The 17,355-nt window shown below is 65.1% G+C and carries 16 protein-coding genes; 10 read left to right on the forward strand and 6 right to left on the reverse strand.

The window, feature by feature from the left end:
- Positions 1-83: 83 nt before the first annotated feature.
- From KU306_RS00535 to KU306_RS00565, 7 genes are all read left to right on the forward strand, one after another.
- Complete coding sequence (locus KU306_RS00535) at positions 84-1,253, forward strand: HD domain-containing protein (protein ID WP_258302539.1); 1,170 nt, start codon at positions 84-86, stop codon at positions 1,251-1,253.
- A gap of 104 nt (positions 1,254-1,357) precedes the next feature.
- Positions 1,358-2,776, forward strand: a complete 1,419-nt coding sequence (locus KU306_RS00540; RefSeq protein ID WP_258302540.1) for a flippase — start codon at positions 1,358-1,360, stop codon at positions 2,774-2,776.
- 129 nt (positions 2,777-2,905) lie between these two features.
- The gene (locus KU306_RS00545; protein WP_258302541.1) at positions 2,906-4,936 is read left to right on the forward strand and encodes an asparagine synthase-related protein; all 2,031 of its coding nucleotides are present in this window, start codon (positions 2,906-2,908) and stop codon (positions 4,934-4,936) included.
- Positions 4,933-6,570, forward strand: a complete 1,638-nt coding sequence (locus KU306_RS00550) for an alkaline phosphatase family protein (protein WP_007542996.1) — start codon at positions 4,933-4,935, stop codon at positions 6,568-6,570. Before KU306_RS00545 ends, KU306_RS00550 begins: the two co-directional genes overlap by 4 nt.
- Before the next feature lie 2 nt (positions 6,571-6,572).
- Positions 6,573-7,634 (forward strand): GNAT family N-acetyltransferase, encoded by a 1,062-nt coding sequence (locus KU306_RS00555; RefSeq protein WP_258302542.1) that lies wholly within the window; start codon positions 6,573-6,575, stop codon positions 7,632-7,634.
- A 144-nt stretch (positions 7,635-7,778) separates the two neighbouring features.
- Positions 7,779-9,002, forward strand: coding sequence for an HD domain-containing protein (locus KU306_RS00560; protein WP_258302543.1), 1,224 nt, complete (start codon positions 7,779-7,781; stop codon positions 9,000-9,002).
- Positions 9,003-9,087: 85 nt separating this feature from the next.
- A complete protein-coding gene (locus tag KU306_RS00565) occupies positions 9,088-10,101 on the forward strand; it encodes an amidohydrolase family protein (protein ID WP_258302544.1) in 1,014 nt (337 codons plus the stop codon).
- 15 nt (positions 10,102-10,116) lie between these two features.
- Here the strand turns inward: KU306_RS00565 and KU306_RS00570 are convergent, their stop codons facing one another.
- Entirely contained in the window at positions 10,117-10,551 is a 435-nt protein-coding gene (locus tag KU306_RS00570) for a hypothetical protein (protein WP_074794129.1), read from the reverse strand.
- A gap of 213 nt (positions 10,552-10,764) precedes the next feature.
- Between KU306_RS00570 and KU306_RS00575 the strand changes: the two genes are divergently transcribed.
- Positions 10,765-11,304 (forward strand): universal stress protein, encoded by a 540-nt coding sequence (locus tag KU306_RS00575; RefSeq protein WP_258303412.1) that lies wholly within the window; start codon positions 10,765-10,767, stop codon positions 11,302-11,304.
- Position 11,305: 1 nt separating this feature from the next.
- Here KU306_RS00575 and KU306_RS00580 read toward each other — a convergent pair whose 3' ends face one another.
- A complete protein-coding gene (locus KU306_RS00580) occupies positions 11,306-12,349 on the reverse strand; it encodes a biotin--[acetyl-CoA-carboxylase] ligase (protein WP_258302545.1) in 1,044 nt (347 codons plus the stop codon).
- Positions 12,350-12,415: 66 nt separating this feature from the next.
- On the reverse strand, positions 12,416-14,218 hold the full coding sequence (gene pccA, locus KU306_RS00585; protein ID WP_258302546.1) for a propionyl-CoA carboxylase biotin carboxylase/biotin-carboxyl carrier subunit: 1,803 nt from the start codon (positions 14,216-14,218) through the stop codon (positions 12,416-12,418).
- A gap of 196 nt (positions 14,219-14,414) precedes the next feature.
- Between pccA and asd the strand changes: the two genes are divergently transcribed.
- On the forward strand, positions 14,415-15,449 hold the full coding sequence (gene asd, locus KU306_RS00590; RefSeq protein ID WP_007542983.1) for an aspartate-semialdehyde dehydrogenase: 1,035 nt from the start codon (positions 14,415-14,417) through the stop codon (positions 15,447-15,449).
- A 1-nt stretch (position 15,450) separates the two neighbouring features.
- On the opposite strand, the gene KU306_RS00595 is transcribed toward asd, so the two are convergent.
- Positions 15,451-16,023 carry a GNAT family N-acetyltransferase gene (locus KU306_RS00595; protein ID WP_258302547.1) on the reverse strand — a complete coding sequence of 191 codons (573 nt, stop codon included), beginning with the start codon at positions 16,021-16,023 and terminating at the stop codon, positions 15,451-15,453.
- Between the two features lie 110 nt (positions 16,024-16,133).
- On the opposite strand from KU306_RS00595, the gene KU306_RS00600 reads away from it, so the two are divergent.
- On the forward strand, positions 16,134-16,646 hold the full coding sequence (locus KU306_RS00600) for an HPP family protein (RefSeq protein WP_258302548.1): 513 nt from the start codon (positions 16,134-16,136) through the stop codon (positions 16,644-16,646).
- On the opposite strand, the gene KU306_RS00605 is transcribed toward KU306_RS00600, so the two are convergent.
- On the reverse strand, positions 16,626-16,964 hold the full coding sequence (locus KU306_RS00605; RefSeq protein WP_074794144.1) for a DUF7521 family protein: 339 nt from the start codon (positions 16,962-16,964) through the stop codon (positions 16,626-16,628). The genes KU306_RS00600 and KU306_RS00605 overlap by 21 nt on opposite strands.
- Positions 16,961-17,314, reverse strand: a complete 354-nt coding sequence (locus KU306_RS00610) for a winged helix-turn-helix domain-containing protein (RefSeq protein WP_258302549.1) — start codon at positions 17,312-17,314, stop codon at positions 16,961-16,963. Before KU306_RS00610 ends, KU306_RS00605 begins: the two co-directional genes overlap by 4 nt.
- Positions 17,315-17,355 lie beyond the last annotated feature (41 nt).

Here is a 17,355-nt window from a genome sequence, read left to right on the forward strand (position 1 = left end):
ACTGCCTCACAGACCAGACGTCTGCGGTCGCTCTGGCAACCGTGAATGGTCGGGTATTTGATGCCAGTCACACAACACCCGATATGACCGCCGTCAAGGACAGCGTCCACGACTACATCTCTCTGGACCCCGTGGCCGCCGACCTCGTCGATACTCCCGAGTTCCAACGTCTCCGCCACATCAAGCAACTCTCGACGGTTCGCCTCGTGTACCCCTCGGCGAGCCACACCCGATTCGAACACAGTCTCGGCGTCTATCACCTCGCCTCGCGCGCCCTCTCGCATCTCGGTATCGAAGGCGAGGAAGCCGCCCACGTCCGCGCCGCCGCGCTCCTCCACGACATCGGCCACGGACCGTACGGCCACCAGACCGAGGACCTCATCCGCCGTCGAACTGGCCGCGACCACGACGAGATTCACGGCCTGCTCGACGGCTCTGTCGTCGGTGAGACGCTCGAAGCACACGGCTTGGACCCGATGCACGTCGCCGACATCGTCGACGGCGGCGGTGGCCTCGGCCAGCTGGTCTCGGGCGAACTCGACGTCGACCGCATGGACTACCTCGTCCGCGACGCTCACCACACGGGCGTCCCCTACGGCACCATCGACCACGGTCGGCTCGTCCGACAACTCCGCTACCGAGACGGACAGTTGGTCCTCGCCGAGGGGAACGTCCAGACCGCCGAATCGCTCCTTCTCGCTCGCGCCCTGATGAACGGGACGGTGTACCGCCATCACACGTCACGTATCGCGGGCGCGATGCTCGAACGCGCCTCCGAACGCCTCGTCGACGACGGCCTGCCAATCGAGGAGTTCGTTCGCATGGCCGACCACGACCTGCTCGTCGCACTGGGTGAGCGCGTCCCCGACCTTGGAAACCGCATTGAACGCAGGAACCTCTACAAACGAGCTATCTGGGCACCGCTCAGTACCGTCCCCACAGACGTGGTGGAACTCGACCACGACGAGACACGCGCCGCCGAGCGCGAGATTGCGGAACTCGCCAACATCACTCCCGAGAAAGTCATCATCGACGCGCCGCCGACGCCGCGAATCAAGGAGTCGCGGAGTCGCGTCGTCGTCGACGGCGTGGTTCAGCGACTCGAATCCGCCTCCGAACTCGTCGGCGCGCTCCGGGCGACCGAGCGCGCGCAGTGGCGACTCGGCGTGTACGCTCCCGCGGTCGCCCGCGACGAGGTGGCCGCGGCGGCGGTCGAGGTGCTCGACCTCCCGATGCACGTCGTCTCGCAGTAGACGGGTCATAACCGACGCGAGCAGCTCCGTGCTCCGTCAATCGGTGTATAACTAATCACGTTGCGAGGCAACGTTCCGCCGCGAATCCCGCGCGAGCCCCCGCAATGAACATCTCCCTATCCACGTCGAAACTCTTCGTCGCGAAGGTGGCGAACACCGTCCTGTCGTTCGCCGCCTTCGCGTACTTCGCGCGGAAACTCGGCGCGGGCGTCCTCGGGACGTTCTTCCTGTTTCAAGCCCTCCTCGGCGTCCTCTCTATCGTCGCCGACGCCGGAATCGGCACGGCCGTCGAGCAGCGAATCGGTCGCGGCGAGCGGGTCGGTGAGGTCGTCGCGGCCGCGGCAGCAATCACCGTCGCCGGTGCCGGACTCGTCGGCCTCGGCCTGTTCGTCTTCCGCGGCGACGTGGCGGCCTACGTCGGCGTCGACGCCGCACCGTTCATTCTCGCGGCGCTCGTCCTCTCTCGGGCGACGACGATTGCCGAAAGCGCCCTGCGCGGCGAACTTCGCGTCGGCGAGACGGCCGCACTCCAACTGGTCCAACAACTGGTGTTTATCGGACTCGCAACTGCGCTCGTCGTCGCCGGCGGGGGCGCACTCGAACTCGTGGGTGCCTACCTCGCCGGCCTCGGCGTCCGGTTCGCCTGGGCCGTCTGGAAGCTCCGCCCGTCGATTGCTCGACCTTCTCTCGCCCGCATTCGGTCGCTTCTGGCCTTCGGGAAGTACAACATCATCCCCACAATCGGCCTGCAGGTCCACAGTTGGATGGACGTGCTCATCATCGGGTTCATCCTCACGCAGGACGCCGTCGGAACCTACGAAATCGCGTGGCGCGTTGCGGGCGTCACGCTCCTTCTCACTCACGCGATTGGGCCGTCTATCCTCCCGCAGACCAGCGCGTGGGCCGAGGCGAACGCCGACCGCATCGGCCGCCTTCTCACTCGGGCGACGACGCCCGCCCTCGCGCTCATCATTCCCGCCGCAGTCGGTGCGTTTCTCATCGGCTCCGACCTCCTCGAAGCGGTCTTCGGCCCGCCGTTCGCCGGCGCGTGGCTCGTCCTCGTCGTCCTCATCCTGGGCAAAATCCCCGAAGCGATTCAGATACTCGTCGGCCGGTGTCTGCTCGGCCTCGACCGCCCGGATTTGGTCGCTCGCGCGACGGTCGTCGGCATCTCGCTCAACCTCGTGTTGAACGTGGTGCTCATCTTCCAGTTCGGTCTCATCGGGGCGGCCGTGGCGACGACACTCGCGTACACTGCCGGGATGGTGATTCGGGTCGTGTACCTCTCTCGGCTCGTCACCTACCGGCTTCCCGTTGCCAACCTGCTTCGACTCACCGCCGCGGCCGCCGTGATGGGAGTCGCCGTCGCGGGACTGCTGCAGGTCGCCCCGCCGAGCGGCCTCGTCGCCGTCCTCGCGTACGTCGGCTTCGGCGGCGTCGTCTACGCCGTCTCGGCGCTCTGCTTCGAGTCGATTCGGTCGCTCGTGTTCGACTTCGCGCGAGCGGTCACCTCGGGCGGATAAGCGTGGACTCGAAGAGACGGCTGCGTGACGTTATCGCCTTCGTAACAGTAGTTCTCGAGAGACGTTACGACCGTTCTAACAGTCACTGGTTCGTGACTAACTAACCGCGTTTCTCGCCTCCTGTCAGGCATGGCAGGGTTATGTGGCATCGTCGGTCCGAGAGACTGTCCACTCGGACCACTTCTGACGGAACACACGAGGACCGGAGAGACACCCCAGTCGTACGACGGCGGCGACGTTCGCGTCGGCGTTTCGACGATGACAGACGCCAACCAACCGGTTTCGGCGACGCCGGACGTCCGCCTCTGGGTCTGGGGCGATGTCCACGGGGTACAGACGGCAGACGGCTACGAGAGTCGATACGCGGCGGACGACGTTCCATCGACACCCGCGTACTGCCGCGGCCTCTACGACCGCTTCGGTCTCGACTTCCTCTCGCGAGTGAACGGGACGTTCGCAGTCGCACTCTACGACCGACAGCGCGAGCGGTTTCACGTTGCGACCGACCGCCTCGGGACACACCCAATCTACCTCGCCGAGACTGCGGGCGGCGCGTTCGTCTTCGGCACGGACCTGCAGGCGCTCGCCGTCTATCCAGCTATCGACGCTCGCTTCGACGCCGACGCGCTCAGCGCGTTTTTCGCCACTGCGGCGGTCCCGGGGACGCAGACCGTCTTCGAGAACGTCACCGAACTCGACCCCGGGACGACGCTCTCGTACGACCTCACGGCGGGAGAGACGACCCGCGAGCAGTACTGGACGCTCTCGTACCGCCCGGTCGACCGACCGTTCGACGAGGTCGCCGACGAGTTCACCGAGACGGTTCGGACGGTAGTCAACGACCGTCTGAGAACCGACGAGCGGGCTGGCGTCCTCCTGAGCGGCGGCAGCGACTCGCGACTCGTTCTCGCCGCCGCGGACGACTCCTCAGTCGTCACCTACCACATGAACGACTGGATGAACCGCGAGGCTCGCGTCGCGGAGCGTACCGCAGAGGCCGCCAACGTTCCGTTCTCTCTCCTTCAGCGAGACGACCGCTACCCGGCGCGAATCCTCGACGACAACGCGGCAGTGATGAACTTCTACGGCGACTTCAATCAGGGCCACGTCACGGGTTTTCTCGACGACATCCACGACGAGGTGGACCTGTTGGTCACCGGGCTCTACAGCGATTGGCTGTTCAAGGGCCTCTCGATACGTCGGTGGACGATTCCACTCGGTCCGCTGGGGACGTTCCAACTCCCGTGGGAAGACGCGCCGGCAGACGCCGACGAGTACGTCCAGCGCTGTTCGACCGAGTTGCCCCCGTATCTCTCGGCATCGGCCTCGAAGTCACTCGACGGGATACTCGCCGACGGTGTCGAAGCGGGACGAGACGGGCTCGAATACCACGGCGTCACGTACCCGTCGCTCCGCGAACTCGTCTCCTACGGCGAGTGCTACCCGATGTCCAACGACGCCGACCTCTTTTACTACGGGCTGACACAGACGAAGCGACACTGGACGCCGTTCCTCGACAACCGCCTCGTGGACCTCGCGCTGACCGTCCCCGTCAAGCACCTCATCGGCCCGAACCTCGTGAACGCCGCCGTGGCGAGACTCGACGCCGACCTCGCCGCGATTCCCCACGCGTCGACGGGAGTCCCGCTGTCGCGACGGTATCCACTGGACTTCCTCCAGACGAAAGTGAACGCGTTCGACCACCTGTTCGTCCGCCCCGAACACGGAGAGAAGTCGTACCACGTCTCCGGCCCGTGGATGGAAGACGGCGAGTACATCAGAGACACTTCGTTCGTCCTCGACACGCTCGTCGAGAGTCGCGCGGTCATCGACGCGCTTCCCTTCCTCGACTGGGACGGCGTGGTCCGAACCTATCACGCGCACCTCGCCGGGGCGGACTACAGCCGCCAACTCTACACCCTCCTGTCGTTCGTCAGGATGCCCGCCGTGCGGCACCTCGCTGGTGTCGAGGCCGTTGTCGATGAGGTAGAGACGGTCACCGAGGTGGGCGCAGTCGGCGAAGCGGGCATTGTCGACGAGGCGGACATGTCAGCCAGTCAATTCCAATCGACACCTGCCGGGACGAACGGCGAGTTGTACGAACACGGCACAGACGGCACGCACTCTATTGCCCGGTCCGACGGAGGTGACGACCGATGAGCGCCGACCGCCGAGTCCTCCTGGTCGGCCTCGACGCGGGGTGTCTTGACGTGATGCAGCCGATGTTCGACGACGGACTCCTGCCGAATCTTCAGGACATCTTCGACCGTGGGGCGTCGGCCCCGCTCGAATCGCAGGTCCCCCAGTGGACGCCGAGCGCGTGGCCCTCGCTGTACACTGGCGTCAACCCCGCCAAACACGGCGTGTTCGGGTTCCTCACGTACGACGGCTACGACTGGCGCATCTCCGACGCGACGGACATCGCGGAATCGACGCTCTGGGAACTCCTCTCGGAGCGCGGACTGCGAAGCGTCGTCGTGAACGCCCCGGTGACACATCCGCCACGCGAGTTCGACGGCGCGTTGATACCGGGCTACATCGGTCCCGAAGACCCGGCGACACACCCGCCGGGACTCTTGGCAGACGTTCGCGAGGCAATCGGCGAGTACCGCGTCTACGGCGAAGACGAGTTCAATCGGACCACGTCGGACGCAGAGCGCGTGCCGGCCTCGGTCCGCGCCGACGAGTACAAACGTCTGATTCGCTCGCGCGGCGAGGCGTTCGTCTACCTGACAGAGCGGTTCGACCCCGACTTCGGCTTCGTCGAGTTCCAGCGGACCGACACCGCAGTCCACGACTTCCCCGGCGACCTCGACCTCTTGCGTGAAGTCTACCGCGCCACCGACGAACAGGTCGGCCACGCCATCGAGGCGTTCGACCCGGACGTCGTGCTCGTCGCCAGCGACCACGGCATCGGTCCCTACGAAGACGTGGAGTTCCGCGTCAACGAGTTCCTCAGCCGAGAAGGATACGTCGAGACAGTGCGCGACAAAGAGGGAAGTCCGTCGTGGATTCCACTCTGGAAACAAGACCTGAAGGCCCCCGGCGAGTCTGCGTCTGCCCCCGGGGACGAGCCCTCCGTGGTGGACCGGGTTCGGGACCGAACACTCACGACCGCGGCGAACACCGTCGAGAGACTCGGCTTGACCAGCGTCGTCAAGCGTCTCGTCCCGCAGCGGACTCTCAGAGCCGCCGACGTGCCCGCCCGTGTCGACTTCGAGAACTCCCGAGCCTACATGCGAACGTCGAACGAACTGGGTATCCGAATCAACCTCGCTGGCCGCGAACCGGCGGGCGTCGTCTCTCCCGACGAGTACGAGTCGCTTCGGCTGGAACTCATCGAGAAGCTCTCGACCGTTCGCACCCCGGACGGAGACCCTGTGTTCGACGCCGTCGTCCCGCGCGAAGCGGTGTTCGAGGGACCGTTTATCGAAGCCGCACCAGATATCATGCTCCTCCCGCGCGACTTCGAGACGTTCCCGGAAGCCGAACTTCGCGGCGACCTGTTCGGGCCGATGTACGAACCGTGGAATCACAAGCCGTACGGCGTCGTCGCTATCGCGGGCGACGGATTCGACCCCACTGCATCGCTCGGCACGCCGCACCTCCTCGACATCGCTCCGACAGTCCTCTCGCTGCTCGGCCTGCCGCGAAGCGACCGGATGGAAGGGGCTGTCCTCCCCGGCGTCACGTCCACAGCGGAAGCCACCTACGAACGCCCCGTCGACCGCGACTCGGCCCGCGACGTCGGTGACGACGTCGAATCGCGGCTGCAAGGACTCGGCTACCTCTGACCATGGGACTCGAATTCGTCGACCTGACGGCCGACCCCGACGCGTGGAACCGATACGTGGACCACGACCACGTCACTGGCGCAACCCCCTTTCACCGGGGTGAGGCACTTCGCGTCCTCGAAGCGCACTCGAAGGGGACGCTCCACTGCCTCGTTGGACTTCACGGCGACGAACCGGTCGGTCTCCTTCCGGTCTTCGAGACGACCCGGTACGGGCGACCGGCGGTCGTCTCGCCCCCGCACATACTGGAGAGCTTTTCGCTCGGTCCCGTACTGAACACGGCCAACACCGGAAAGCGACGGCGACGCGAACAGACGCTCGACGAGTTCGTCTCCGGGTCGGTCCAGTGGCTTCACGACGCGTTCGACCCGGACTTTATTCACCTCCGCGGGACGACCGACCTCACCGACGTGCGGTGCTATCGCTGGGCAGATTTCGATGCGACGCCGGACTACACCTACCACGTCGACCTGACGGCCGACGAGGAGACCATCAAATCGCGCTTCAGTCGGAACATCCGGCGGAACATCAAAGACCTCGACGACCACCGTCTCACGTTCGAACTGGGCGACCGCGACGACATCGACATGGTGCTCGACCTCGTCCGCGACCGGCACGAACAACAGGACAAGTCCTACCGCGTCACGCCCGCGTTCGTCACGGACCTCGCCGACGCACTCCCGGACGGGACGGTCCGAACCCACGTCGCGGTCGTCGACGGTGACCCCGAGACGGGCATCATCGCCATCCACGACGACGACCGAGTGTACCGCTGGCAGGGCGCTGTCGACCCCGGCGTCGGCTTCCCGGTCGTCAGCCTCCTCGATTGGCACATCATGCAGACGGCGAAAGCCGAGGGTGCGAGCGTCTACGACCTCGGCGGAGCGAACATGAAGCGGCTCACCGGATTCAAAGCCAAACTCGGCCCCGAACTCGCGGTGTACTACAATCTCCGCTGGCGGAGTACTCCCATGGCGCTCCGACAGATGGCTGCCGCCACCGTCGCACCCGCCGTACCGTTTTCGCTCCCCGGCCCGCTCGGCGGGTTCCTCACGGAGCGGTGACTTCGCGTCGCCGTCCTGCCGGTGACTTCGCGTTACCGTTCTCCCGGCGACTCCGCGTCGCCATCCTCCCGGCGGTTCTGCCTCGTCGTCCTGCGATTCCCTCGCGTCCGACCCTTTTTACCCGATGACGGCCGAAGCCTCACCATGACGACCATCAAGGACAGCGTCCACGACCACATCGAGGTCACGGGCGTCGCCGAAGCCCTTCTCGACACGCCGGAGATGCAGCGTCTCCGCCGTATCAAGCAGTTGGGGACGGTCCAACTGGTCTACCCCTCCGCGAATCACACCCGATTCGAACACAGCCTCGGCGTCTATCACCTCGCCTCGCGCGCCCTCTCTCACCTCGGCATCGAGGGCGACGCCGCCTCCCACGTCGAGGCCGCCGCGCTCCTCCACGACGTCGGTCACGGCCCCTACAGCCACAACGTCGAGGAGGTGACCCACCGCCACACCGGAAAGTACCACGACGACGTCGAGGAACTCGTCACGCGCGGGACCGTCGGGTCGGCCCTCGACGACCACGGACTCGACCCAAAGCGGGTCGCGCGACTCGTCTCCGGGGACGCGAAGTTCGGCCAACTCGTCTCGGGCGAACTCGACGTCGACCGGATGGACTACCTCGTCCGCGACGCCCACCACACGGGCGTCCCCTACGGCACTATCGACCACGAGCGCCTGATTCGGGAACTCACCTTCGTCGACGGCGAACTCGTCCTCGCAGAGGGGAACGTCCAGACCGCCGAATCGCTCCTCCTCGCTCGCGCCCTGATGAACCCCACCGTCTACGCCCACCACGTCGCCCGCATCTCGAAGGCGATGTTGCGCCGGGCGTCGGAACAGTTGCTCTCTGAACCCGACATCGACGCCCACGAACTCCGACGGATGGACGACTACGACCTCTTGGTCGGTCTCCGTCTCAACCCCACGACCGCCGACTTCGCCGAGCGATTGGCAACCCGTGACCTGTACAAACGGGCCGTCTGGGCCGAACTCTCCGACGTTCCCGGGTCGCTTCTCGACGCCGACCACGAGACTATCGCCGGCTTCGAACGCGACATCGCCGACGCCGCGGACGTGTCTTCCGAGTCGGTCATCGTCGATATTCCGTCGCGCCCGTCGATGACAGAATCGTCGTCGCGGGTGATGGTCAACGGCGAGATTCGGCAGTTGGAACGCGAGTCCCCGCTCGTGCAGGCGCTTCGAACCGCCCAAGAACAGCAGTGGCGACTCGGCGTGTACGCCCCAGCGGACGTGACCGAAACGGTGGGCCGCGCCGCCGCTGACGTCCTCGGGTTAGACGTGAGCGGTGCGCTCGTCAACGAGGTTCGAGGCGGTCTGAACACGACGCTCGACGAGTTCGAGTGACGGCTCAAAAAGAGGCGAGGAGAGCCACGCCCACACCCACCTCGATGCGGGAGGTTCAAGCGGTGCGACGACCGAGTCGTGAGCGATGCAACTCGAGGGGACCGTACTTCGTGGCCGGGCGTTCGAACCGGTCGAAGGCCGGGTCGTCGTCGAAGACGGAACGATAACCGCCGTCGAGGAGACGACCACCGATTCGACCGATATCATCCTTCCCGCGTTCGTCAACGCGCACACCCACCTCGGCGATTCAATCGCGAAAGAGGCGGGTGGCGGACTCTCGCTCGACGAACTCGTCGCACCGCCGGACGGACTGAAACACCGCCTCCTCCGGGCGGCCAGCACCGACGAGAAGGCGGCCGCGATGGCTCGCTCGCTCCGAATGATGGAACGAGGCGGGACCGCGGCGTGTCTCGAATTCCGTGAGGGTGGCGTCGAAGGTGTCGACGTCATCCGCCAGGCGCTCGACGGCCGCGACATCGAGGCAGTCGTCCTCGGCCGCGAGACGGCGGATGCGATGCGAGAAGCGGACGGGTTCGGTGCGTCGGGGGCTCGAGACGCGGAGTTCGGGGAACTCAGAGCCGAAACCGCAGACGCCGGAAAACTGTTCGGCATTCACGCGGGCGAGCGCGACTCACACGACATCACGCCCGCGTTGGACCTCGACCCCGACTTTCTCGTCCACATGGTCTACCCCGAACCCGCGCACCTCCAGCGAGTCGAAGACGAGGAGATTCCAATCGCCGTCTGTCCGCGGTCGAACCTCGTCACGGGCGTCGGCGTCCCACCGATTCGCGACCTCGTCGAGCGAACGACGGTCGCACTCGGTACGGACAACGTCATGCTGAACAGTCCCTCGATGTTCCGCGAGATGGAGTTCACGTCGAAACTGGCCGACGTGCCCGCAGTCGAGATTCTCCGCATGGCGACCATCAATGGTGCGGACATCGCCGGTCTGAACTACGGTCTCGTCGAGAAGGGACGCGACGCGAAACTCCTCGTCCTCGACGGCGACTCGGACAACTTAGCCGGCGTGCAGGACGTGGTTCGCGCCGTCGTCCGCCGCGCCGGAATGGCGGACGTGAAAGACGTGTCTCTCTGAGCGTCCGAGAGTACGTTAGGCTGACTCCGCGTCAGCGTCGAGTTCCGCTGTCGCGTCGGAGTCGTCGCCCCCACTTTTGTGCGAGCGAATCGCGGACAGGAGGACTAGACCGCCGAACGACCGAGCGACCGCGATAAAGCGGCTGTTCCACTCGACAGTTTCCGACGATTGGTAGCTAAGCCAGCCACCGACGCCGAGATACTGCTTCGGTGCGGCGAGTGCGACAGCCCCGACAGCGCCGCTGAAGTCGAGCAGTCGTTGGTACGTCTTGCCTCCGAGCAGGCTAGCGACGAGGAAGACGACGCCCTCGACTCGAACGGCGGGGACGACCCACGACCGGCGCGTGCACTCGTCTCGATTCTCGATGGCGAGCCATTCGTACACCGTGAGCGTTTGCTTGGGGAACACTGCGACGACGGCACCGAGGATAGCGAACACAATTCGTGACATATGTGAACAAACGAATTCGAGACCAATTAGTTGAGTGGTGATTACAGTTCCGTGGGAACGCCGGGAGGAGAGATGTCGAGCTTGGCCGTTATTTTGCCTCTATTTGCCACTCGCAGAAGGAGAGCCGACGCCACAGCCACCACACATATTCTCGCAGTACTCCTGCCGTAGCAAAGCGTTATTACCGAACTCGATAATATGTTACCACGTGTCATAGAAATGTACGACCGAATCATCGTCCCAATCGACGGCTCAGACGGCTCAGACCGCGTCGCAGCCCATGCCGCCGCCCTCGCATCAGTTCACGGTGCAGAACTCCACGGCGTGTACGTAGTCAACGCCGGGAGTTTTGCGGGGTTGCCGATGGAGTCCTCGTGGGAGGGGCTCGACGACCTGTTGCGGGAAGACGCCGAGGCAGCGGTCGAACTCGTCGAGCGCGCTGCGAGCGTGCGGGACATTCCGGTCGAGACGCACATCCTCGAAGGGACGCCGAGTCGCGAAATCGTCGAGTTCGCCGAGCGCGGCGAGTGCGACCTCATCGTGATGGGAACACACGGTCGCGGCGGTATCGACCGCCTGCTCCTCGGGTCGGTCGCGGAGAAGGTCGTCCGCGCGTCGAGCGTCCCCGTACTGACGGTCAGAATCGAGGGCGGACAGGAGTCTGACCCGCTGATAGATGTCACGTCTGCCGAATCAGAGGCGGGCGCGTCGGCCGATTCGGGGACCGACGCCGCGGCGACCGCCGACGAGTAACCTACGTTTCCGCCACTGGACGGAGGTGTTCGCAGTCGCCGGCGTGGACTCGCGTTTCGCCGTCGTCGGTTCGGACGACCAGCGTCCCGGGGTGTTCGATGTCGATAGCTTCGCCTTCGACGACGCCGTTCGCCGTGTGAACGCGCACCCGTCGCCCGAGCGTGTCTGCTCGCTCGCGCCACGCCGGAAGCACACTGTCGAGGTCGGCACGGAGTTCGTCGAAGCGTTCGAGCACTCGCTGGACGAAGATGCGGCGTTCGACCGGGGCCGCCTCTGCGGAGACGCTGGTCGCTTCCTCGGGGAGTTTTTCGAGGTCGATGTTGGCGTTGATGCCCGCCCCGATAACTAACCACGAGACGCGGTCGGCCTCGCCCTCCATCTCGGTCAGGATGCCGCAGAGCTTTCGGTAGTCGTGGTCGGAGGCTTCTGTATCCGGCGAGTCATCGCTTGATTCGCTCACAATCACACCATCTGACTCGCCCGAGTCAGATGAGCCATCGCTCGTCGCCCGCTTCGGCGGGCGACTCACGATGACATCGTTCGGCCACTTGATACTCGCGTCCACACCCGCTTCACGCGCTGCATCACAGACGGCGACGGCCATCGCCAAGGTGTACAGCGGGGCGAACGCGGGCGGCTCGTCGGGGCGAATGAGCACACTCATCCAGACGCCGCCGTCGGGGGCGGTCCACGCGCGCTCTTTTCGGCCCTTGCTGGCTGACTGCTCGCGGGCGACGACCACGACGTCGCTCTCGCCCTCGGCGGCGAGTTCGCGGGCGGTGTCGTTCGTCGACCCCAGGACGTCGTGAAACGCCACGTCGTAGTCGGCTTCGAGTCCGTATTCGATTGCCGGGCCGCCGTACTCCGGGACCTCGGTGACGACGTAGCCGTCGCTCTCGCTCTCGACGACGAATCCCTCGTCGCGGAGCGACTCGACGTGCTTCCAGACGGCAGCGCGGGAGATGTCGAGACGGTCGGCGAGTTCGGGACCAGAGACGGGTCCGTCGGCGAGGGCGGACAAGAGGGCGCGTCGCGTGTCGCTCATGCGGGCGGCTACGACGGCGCGAAGAAAGAGGTTCGTGGTTCGGGTCTGGAAATCGCAGCGAGTCGTCTATTCGAGGACGAGAAGCACGTCGCCCATATCGACGCTGTCGCCCTCGCCGACGAGGACCTGCGAGACGGTGCCGCCGCGCTCGGCGACCACGTCGTTTTCCATCTTCATCGCTTCGAGGACACAGACGGTGTCTCCGGGTTCGACCTCGTCGCCTTCGCCGACGTCGACAGAGAGAATCGTCCCCTGCATCTCGGCGGTGATGGACTCGCCGTCGCCCTCGATAATCTGCTGTTGGTCGCCACCGCTGTCCTCGCGGCGCTTGCGCGGGCCGGAAGACTGCGAGGCGCTGCCACCGCTGACGTCGCCAAGCGGGATGGCGGGTGCGCCGCGCTCTTCGAGGCTGACCTCGAAGCGCTTGCCGTTGACCTCGACGGTGAAGGTGCGCTCGGTCACGTCTTCCTCGTCGTTGTCGTTAGAGACAGCGTCGGGTGCCCAGCGCTCGACTGCCGCCTCGATACGGTCGGGGTCGAGGACGTTGTCGAGGTACTTCGTGGTGTGGCGTCCCTCGCGGAACGTCTCGTCGGTGAGCATCAGCCGGTGGAACGGGATGACCGTTCGAAGACCTTCGATTTCGAACTCGGCGAGCGCGCGCTCGGCGCGGGCGAGGACTTCCTCGCGGGTCGAGGCGGTGACGATGAGCTTCGCAATCATCGAGTCGTAGTCGCCGCCGATTTCGTCGCCCTGACGGACGGCGTCGTCCATGCGGACGCCGATGCCGCCCGGCGGGTCGTAGGTCGTGAGTTCGCCGGTCGCAGGCGCGAAGTCCTTCTCGGGAGCCTCCGCGTTGATACGGAACTCCATGGAGTGGCCTTCGATTTCCACGTCCTCCTGCGAGAAGTCGAGTTCCTCGCCGGCGGCGACGCGAATCTGCCACTTCACCACGTCGAGACCCGTCACTTCCTCGGTGACGGTGTGTTCGACCTGAATCCGCGTGTTGACTTCCATGAAGTAGAACTCGCCGTCTTCGACGAGGAACTCGACCGTCCCGGCGTTGGTGTAGCCCGCTTCCCGGACTCCGCGACGTGCGGCTTCACCGATGCGCTCGCGCAGGTCGTCCGAGAGCGCCGGCGATGGAGCCTCCTCGATGACCTTCTGGTGGCGGCGCTGGAGCGAACAGTCGCGCTCGCCGAGGTGCCGAACGTTGCCGTGTTCGTCGGCGAGAATCTGCACCTCGATGTGGCGCGGCGCTTCGAGGTACTTCTCGACGTAGACGGAGGCGTTGTCGAAGTACGCCTCGCCCTCGCGCTGTGCCGTCTCGAACTGGTCGTCGACTTCTTCTTCGGTGCGGACGACCTTCAGGCCGCGACCGCCACCGCCACCTTCGGCCTTGATGGCGACCGGATAGCCGTAGTCCTCGGCGACAGCCTTCACGTCCTCGGCGGACTCGGCGGGTTCGGTCGTGCCGGGGACGACGGGCACGTCGGCGTCCTGCATGAGCGAGCGCGCCTTCGTCTTCTCACCGAGTCGCTCCATCGCGTCGGCCGACGGGCCAATCCACTTGAACTCGGACGCTTCGACCTTGCGGGCGAACTCCGCGTTCTCCGCGAGGAACCCGTATCCGGGGTGGATAGCGTCGGCGTCGGCCTTCCGGGCGGCCTCGATGACCGACTCGTGGTCCAGATACGAATCTGCCGCGCGGGCGGGCCCGATGTTGTACGCTTCGTCCGCGTAGCGCACGTGACCACCGTGCTTGTCGGCCTCGCTGTAGACCGCGACGGTTCGGACACCCAGCTCTTCGCAGGCGCGCATGACGCGTACTGCGATTTCACCTCGGTTGGCGACGAGAACCTTGCTGAACATTTGCGGTAATCTTTCAGGGAACCACACGTTATTCTATCGGTTTCTCCAACGCACGTCGGTTCGTCCTTCGACAGACGACGATTTACCTGTTCGACCGTGAAGGAAATGCCCGAGAACGTGACGTACAAGCGGACTACCGCGAAAATCGGCCCAAATCCAAACGACCTTATGCGTGTGCCACGCTACGACACGGGTAATGGCAGTACAAGTCGGAATCCTCGGTGCAACCGGTGCGGTCGGACAGCGATTCATCCAACTCCTCGAAGACCACCCGACCTTCGAACTGGCGGCCGTGACCGCCAGCGAGTCGAGCGCGGGCAAGACCTACGGTGAGGCCGCCAAGTGGCGGGTCAATACCCCGATTCCGGACGACGTGGCGTCGATGGAAGTCACTCGAACCACGCCAGAGGCCGTGTCTGACGACGTCGACCTCCTATTTTCGTCTCTCCCCTCGTCTGTCGCCGCGGAGGTCGAACCCGACTTCCTCGATGCGGGCTACGTCGTCTCGTCGAACTCCTCGAACGACCGGATGGCTCCCGACGTGCCGCTTACCATCCCCGAAATCAACCCCGGCCACCTCGACCTCATCGAGGTCCAGCGCGACGAGCGCGGCTGGGACGGCGCGCTCGTGAAGAACCCAAATTGCTCGACTATCACGATGGTTCCGACGCTCGCCGCGCTCGACCAGTTCGGCCTCGACCGCGTCCACGTCACGACCCTCCAGGCGGTCTCCGGCGCGGGCTACGACGGCGTCACCTCGATGGAGATTATCGACAACGCCATCCCGCACATCGGCGGCGAAGAAGAGAAGATGGAGACCGAATCGCGCAAGCTGCTCGGCAGCTTCGACGGCGCAGAAGTCGCACTCCACGACGCCGAGGTCAACGCCTCCTGCAACCGGATTCCGACGCTCGACGGCCACCTCGAAAGCGTCTTCGCCGACCTCGAAGACGACGCCTCGCCCGAGGATGTCGCGGCCGCGATGCGCGAGTACCCCGGCGTCGACCTCCCGAGCGCTCCCGAGCAACTCATCCACGTCTTCGAGGATAACTACCGTCCGCAGCCTCGTCTCGACCGCGACCGCGGCGACGGCATGCAAATCTCTGCCGGCGCGATTCAGGCGACCGAAGGCGGCGTGAAGTACAACTGCCTCGCCCACAACACGATTCGCGGCGCGGCCGGGGCGTCGGTCCTCAACGGCGAACTCCTCGTCGAAGAAGGCTGGATTTAAACTAAATCCAACTGTCGCGGTCGGTCTCGCGACCGGATTCATCCGCTGTGTGCTGCCACTCGTGAGCTAACAGCCCGTACCGGAGCACGTCCACGTGCTCACCGCCGACGAACCCCCGGTCGCGGTGGACGCCCTCCTTTTCGAACCCGACGTTCTCTAAGACACGACACGACGCCGGGTTGGTCTCGTAGGCGTTCGCGTACACTTTGTGCAGTCGGCGCTCTTCGAAGGCGTAGCCGCAAATCGTTCGCAGCGCGTCGGTCGCGTACCCGTTGTCCCAGTCGTCGGGTGCGACGATGTACCCGACTTCGGATGCGCCGGTCGTGATGTTCGGCGGCTTGAGCCCGATGGTTCCGACCGGGTCGCCATCGTCGCAGATGACGAAGTCGATGTCATCGCCGTCGACCCGCGAATCGACCCACTCGCGCTCTTGGGCGTGTGTCACCGGGTCGACGGCGGCGATACCGCGTCGAACCCGCGGGTCGTTGACCAGTTGGTGGAGAAACTCCACGTCGGACTCGTCGACGGTTCGGAGTTCGACGAGGTCGCCTTCGAGAAAGACTGCACCGGGCATGTGCGTGTTGTTGCTATGTCAACACTTGAATCCGTCCGTCGCCGAGGGCTGGCTCGCGTCGCGACTCCAGTCAGACACTGTTTTCAGGGAGCACCTGCCGAGCTACCGGTATGAAACGCCGCGGACTCGAAACGGGGCTCACCGCCGGTCTGCTCTTTGCCACGCTCGGCGTCGTCGCGTGGGGGACCGGGTCGGCGTTTATCTTTCCGAGTCTCGGTCCGTCGGCGTTCGTTCTCGCCTTTGCGGCCGAATCCGAGCGACCGCGGGGCAAGCGCGTCGTCGGAGGGCACGCTATCGGCGCGGTCGCGGGGTTCTTCGCCTACACGCTCCTCGGGTCGGGTGCGACGCTCACGGCTGCTCCACCGGCGTTCTCGCTCGCCGGACTCGGACTCGTCGCCAGCGGTCTCTCGTCTGTCGTCGCGACGAGTTGGGGAATGGTCGCCACCGACACCGTTCACGCACCCGCCTGCGCGACGACGCTCATCGTCTCGCTCGGCTTGCTCTCGACGCCGAACGAGGTCGGCATCATCGTCGTGAGCGTCGTGCTCCTCGTTGCGGCGGACGCCGTCGTCAGGAAGGCAGCGACGTCGTCGGTGTTCGACTCAGAACCGACCGTACAGTGAGTACGCGATTGCGACCAGTCCGGCGAGTTCGGTCAGGTTCGTGACGATTACGACGGCCGAACCAGGAAGGGACGTAAACGTCGAGAGTCCGAACGAGAACACCGCCGGGACGGCGGTCAGAAGGACGATACCGATGGCGAGAAAGAGCATCGGTGAACTCTCGTTTCGGCGATAGCCCTGGTAGGCCTTTCGCGCGATAAACAGTCCGAGCAGTGCTGAGGCGACGAAACTGGCGAAGACGAGGGCGACCTGCGTGTCCGACCCCGTCTCGGTTACTTGAAGGGCAATCTGAAGGGCAGGGGCATGTGGTGGGCTCATCGTAGGTCCTCGTAGAGGCGGGTAAAGCGGTCAGCAGGGGATTCCGGTTCGGACTCGCGGGCGACGTCGAGCGTCATCTCTCCGTCCTCGATAGTGACCGTGAACTGGCCGACGTTCGCGCTGTAGACCGCGAAATGGTGGCCGTCCTCGGCGTACTGTGTCTGTTCGGAGAGGAGGTCACACGCTTTCAGTGACTCCACGCGGCGATAGACGGTCGGTGGAGACATGTCGTAGGTCTCTGCGAGTTCGGTCGCGGACATGGGTTTCTCGCTGGTTGCGGTGAGAATGGTCCGAGCGTACTCGTCGTCGAGGAGGCTCAGTACCTTCGCGTCGTCGCAATCCTCACTCACGTTCTTCGATGCCACGAGGAGAGTATATAAGATAGTGCCGA

Origin of the sequence: Haloferax larsenii (assembly GCF_024730625.1) — an archaeon.
Classification (GTDB): Archaea; Halobacteriota; Halobacteria; order Halobacteriales; family Haloferacaceae; genus Haloferax; species Haloferax larsenii.

Coding starts and splice junctions, on each gene's coding strand:
- KU306_RS00535 (WP_258302539.1), top strand. CDS start 84: ATGACCGCCGTCAAGGACAGCGTCCACGACTACATCTCTCTGGACCCC.
- KU306_RS00540 (WP_258302540.1), top strand. CDS start 1,358: ATGAACATCTCCCTATCCACGTCGAAACTCTTCGTCGCGAAGGTGGCG.
- KU306_RS00545 (WP_258302541.1), top strand. CDS start 2,906: ATGGCAGGGTTATGTGGCATCGTCGGTCCGAGAGACTGTCCACTCGGA.
- KU306_RS00550 (WP_007542996.1), top strand. CDS start 4,933: ATGAGCGCCGACCGCCGAGTCCTCCTGGTCGGCCTCGACGCGGGGTGT.
- KU306_RS00555 (WP_258302542.1), top strand. CDS start 6,573: ATGGGACTCGAATTCGTCGACCTGACGGCCGACCCCGACGCGTGGAAC.
- KU306_RS00560 (WP_258302543.1), top strand. CDS start 7,779: ATGACGACCATCAAGGACAGCGTCCACGACCACATCGAGGTCACGGGC.
- KU306_RS00565 (WP_258302544.1), top strand. CDS start 9,088: ATGCAACTCGAGGGGACCGTACTTCGTGGCCGGGCGTTCGAACCGGTC.
- KU306_RS00570 (WP_074794129.1), bottom strand. CDS start 10,551: ATGTCACGAATTGTGTTCGCTATCCTCGGTGCCGTCGTCGCAGTGTTC.
- KU306_RS00580 (WP_258302545.1), bottom strand. CDS start 12,349: ATGAGCGACACGCGACGCGCCCTCTTGTCCGCCCTCGCCGACGGACCC.
- pccA (WP_258302546.1), bottom strand. CDS start 14,218: ATGTTCAGCAAGGTTCTCGTCGCCAACCGAGGTGAAATCGCAGTACGC.
- asd (WP_007542983.1), top strand. CDS start 14,415: ATGGCAGTACAAGTCGGAATCCTCGGTGCAACCGGTGCGGTCGGACAG.
- KU306_RS00595 (WP_258302547.1), bottom strand. CDS start 16,023: ATGCCCGGTGCAGTCTTTCTCGAAGGCGACCTCGTCGAACTCCGAACC.
- KU306_RS00600 (WP_258302548.1), top strand. CDS start 16,134: ATGAAACGCCGCGGACTCGAAACGGGGCTCACCGCCGGTCTGCTCTTT.
- KU306_RS00605 (WP_074794144.1), bottom strand. CDS start 16,964: ATGAGCCCACCACATGCCCCTGCCCTTCAGATTGCCCTTCAAGTAACC.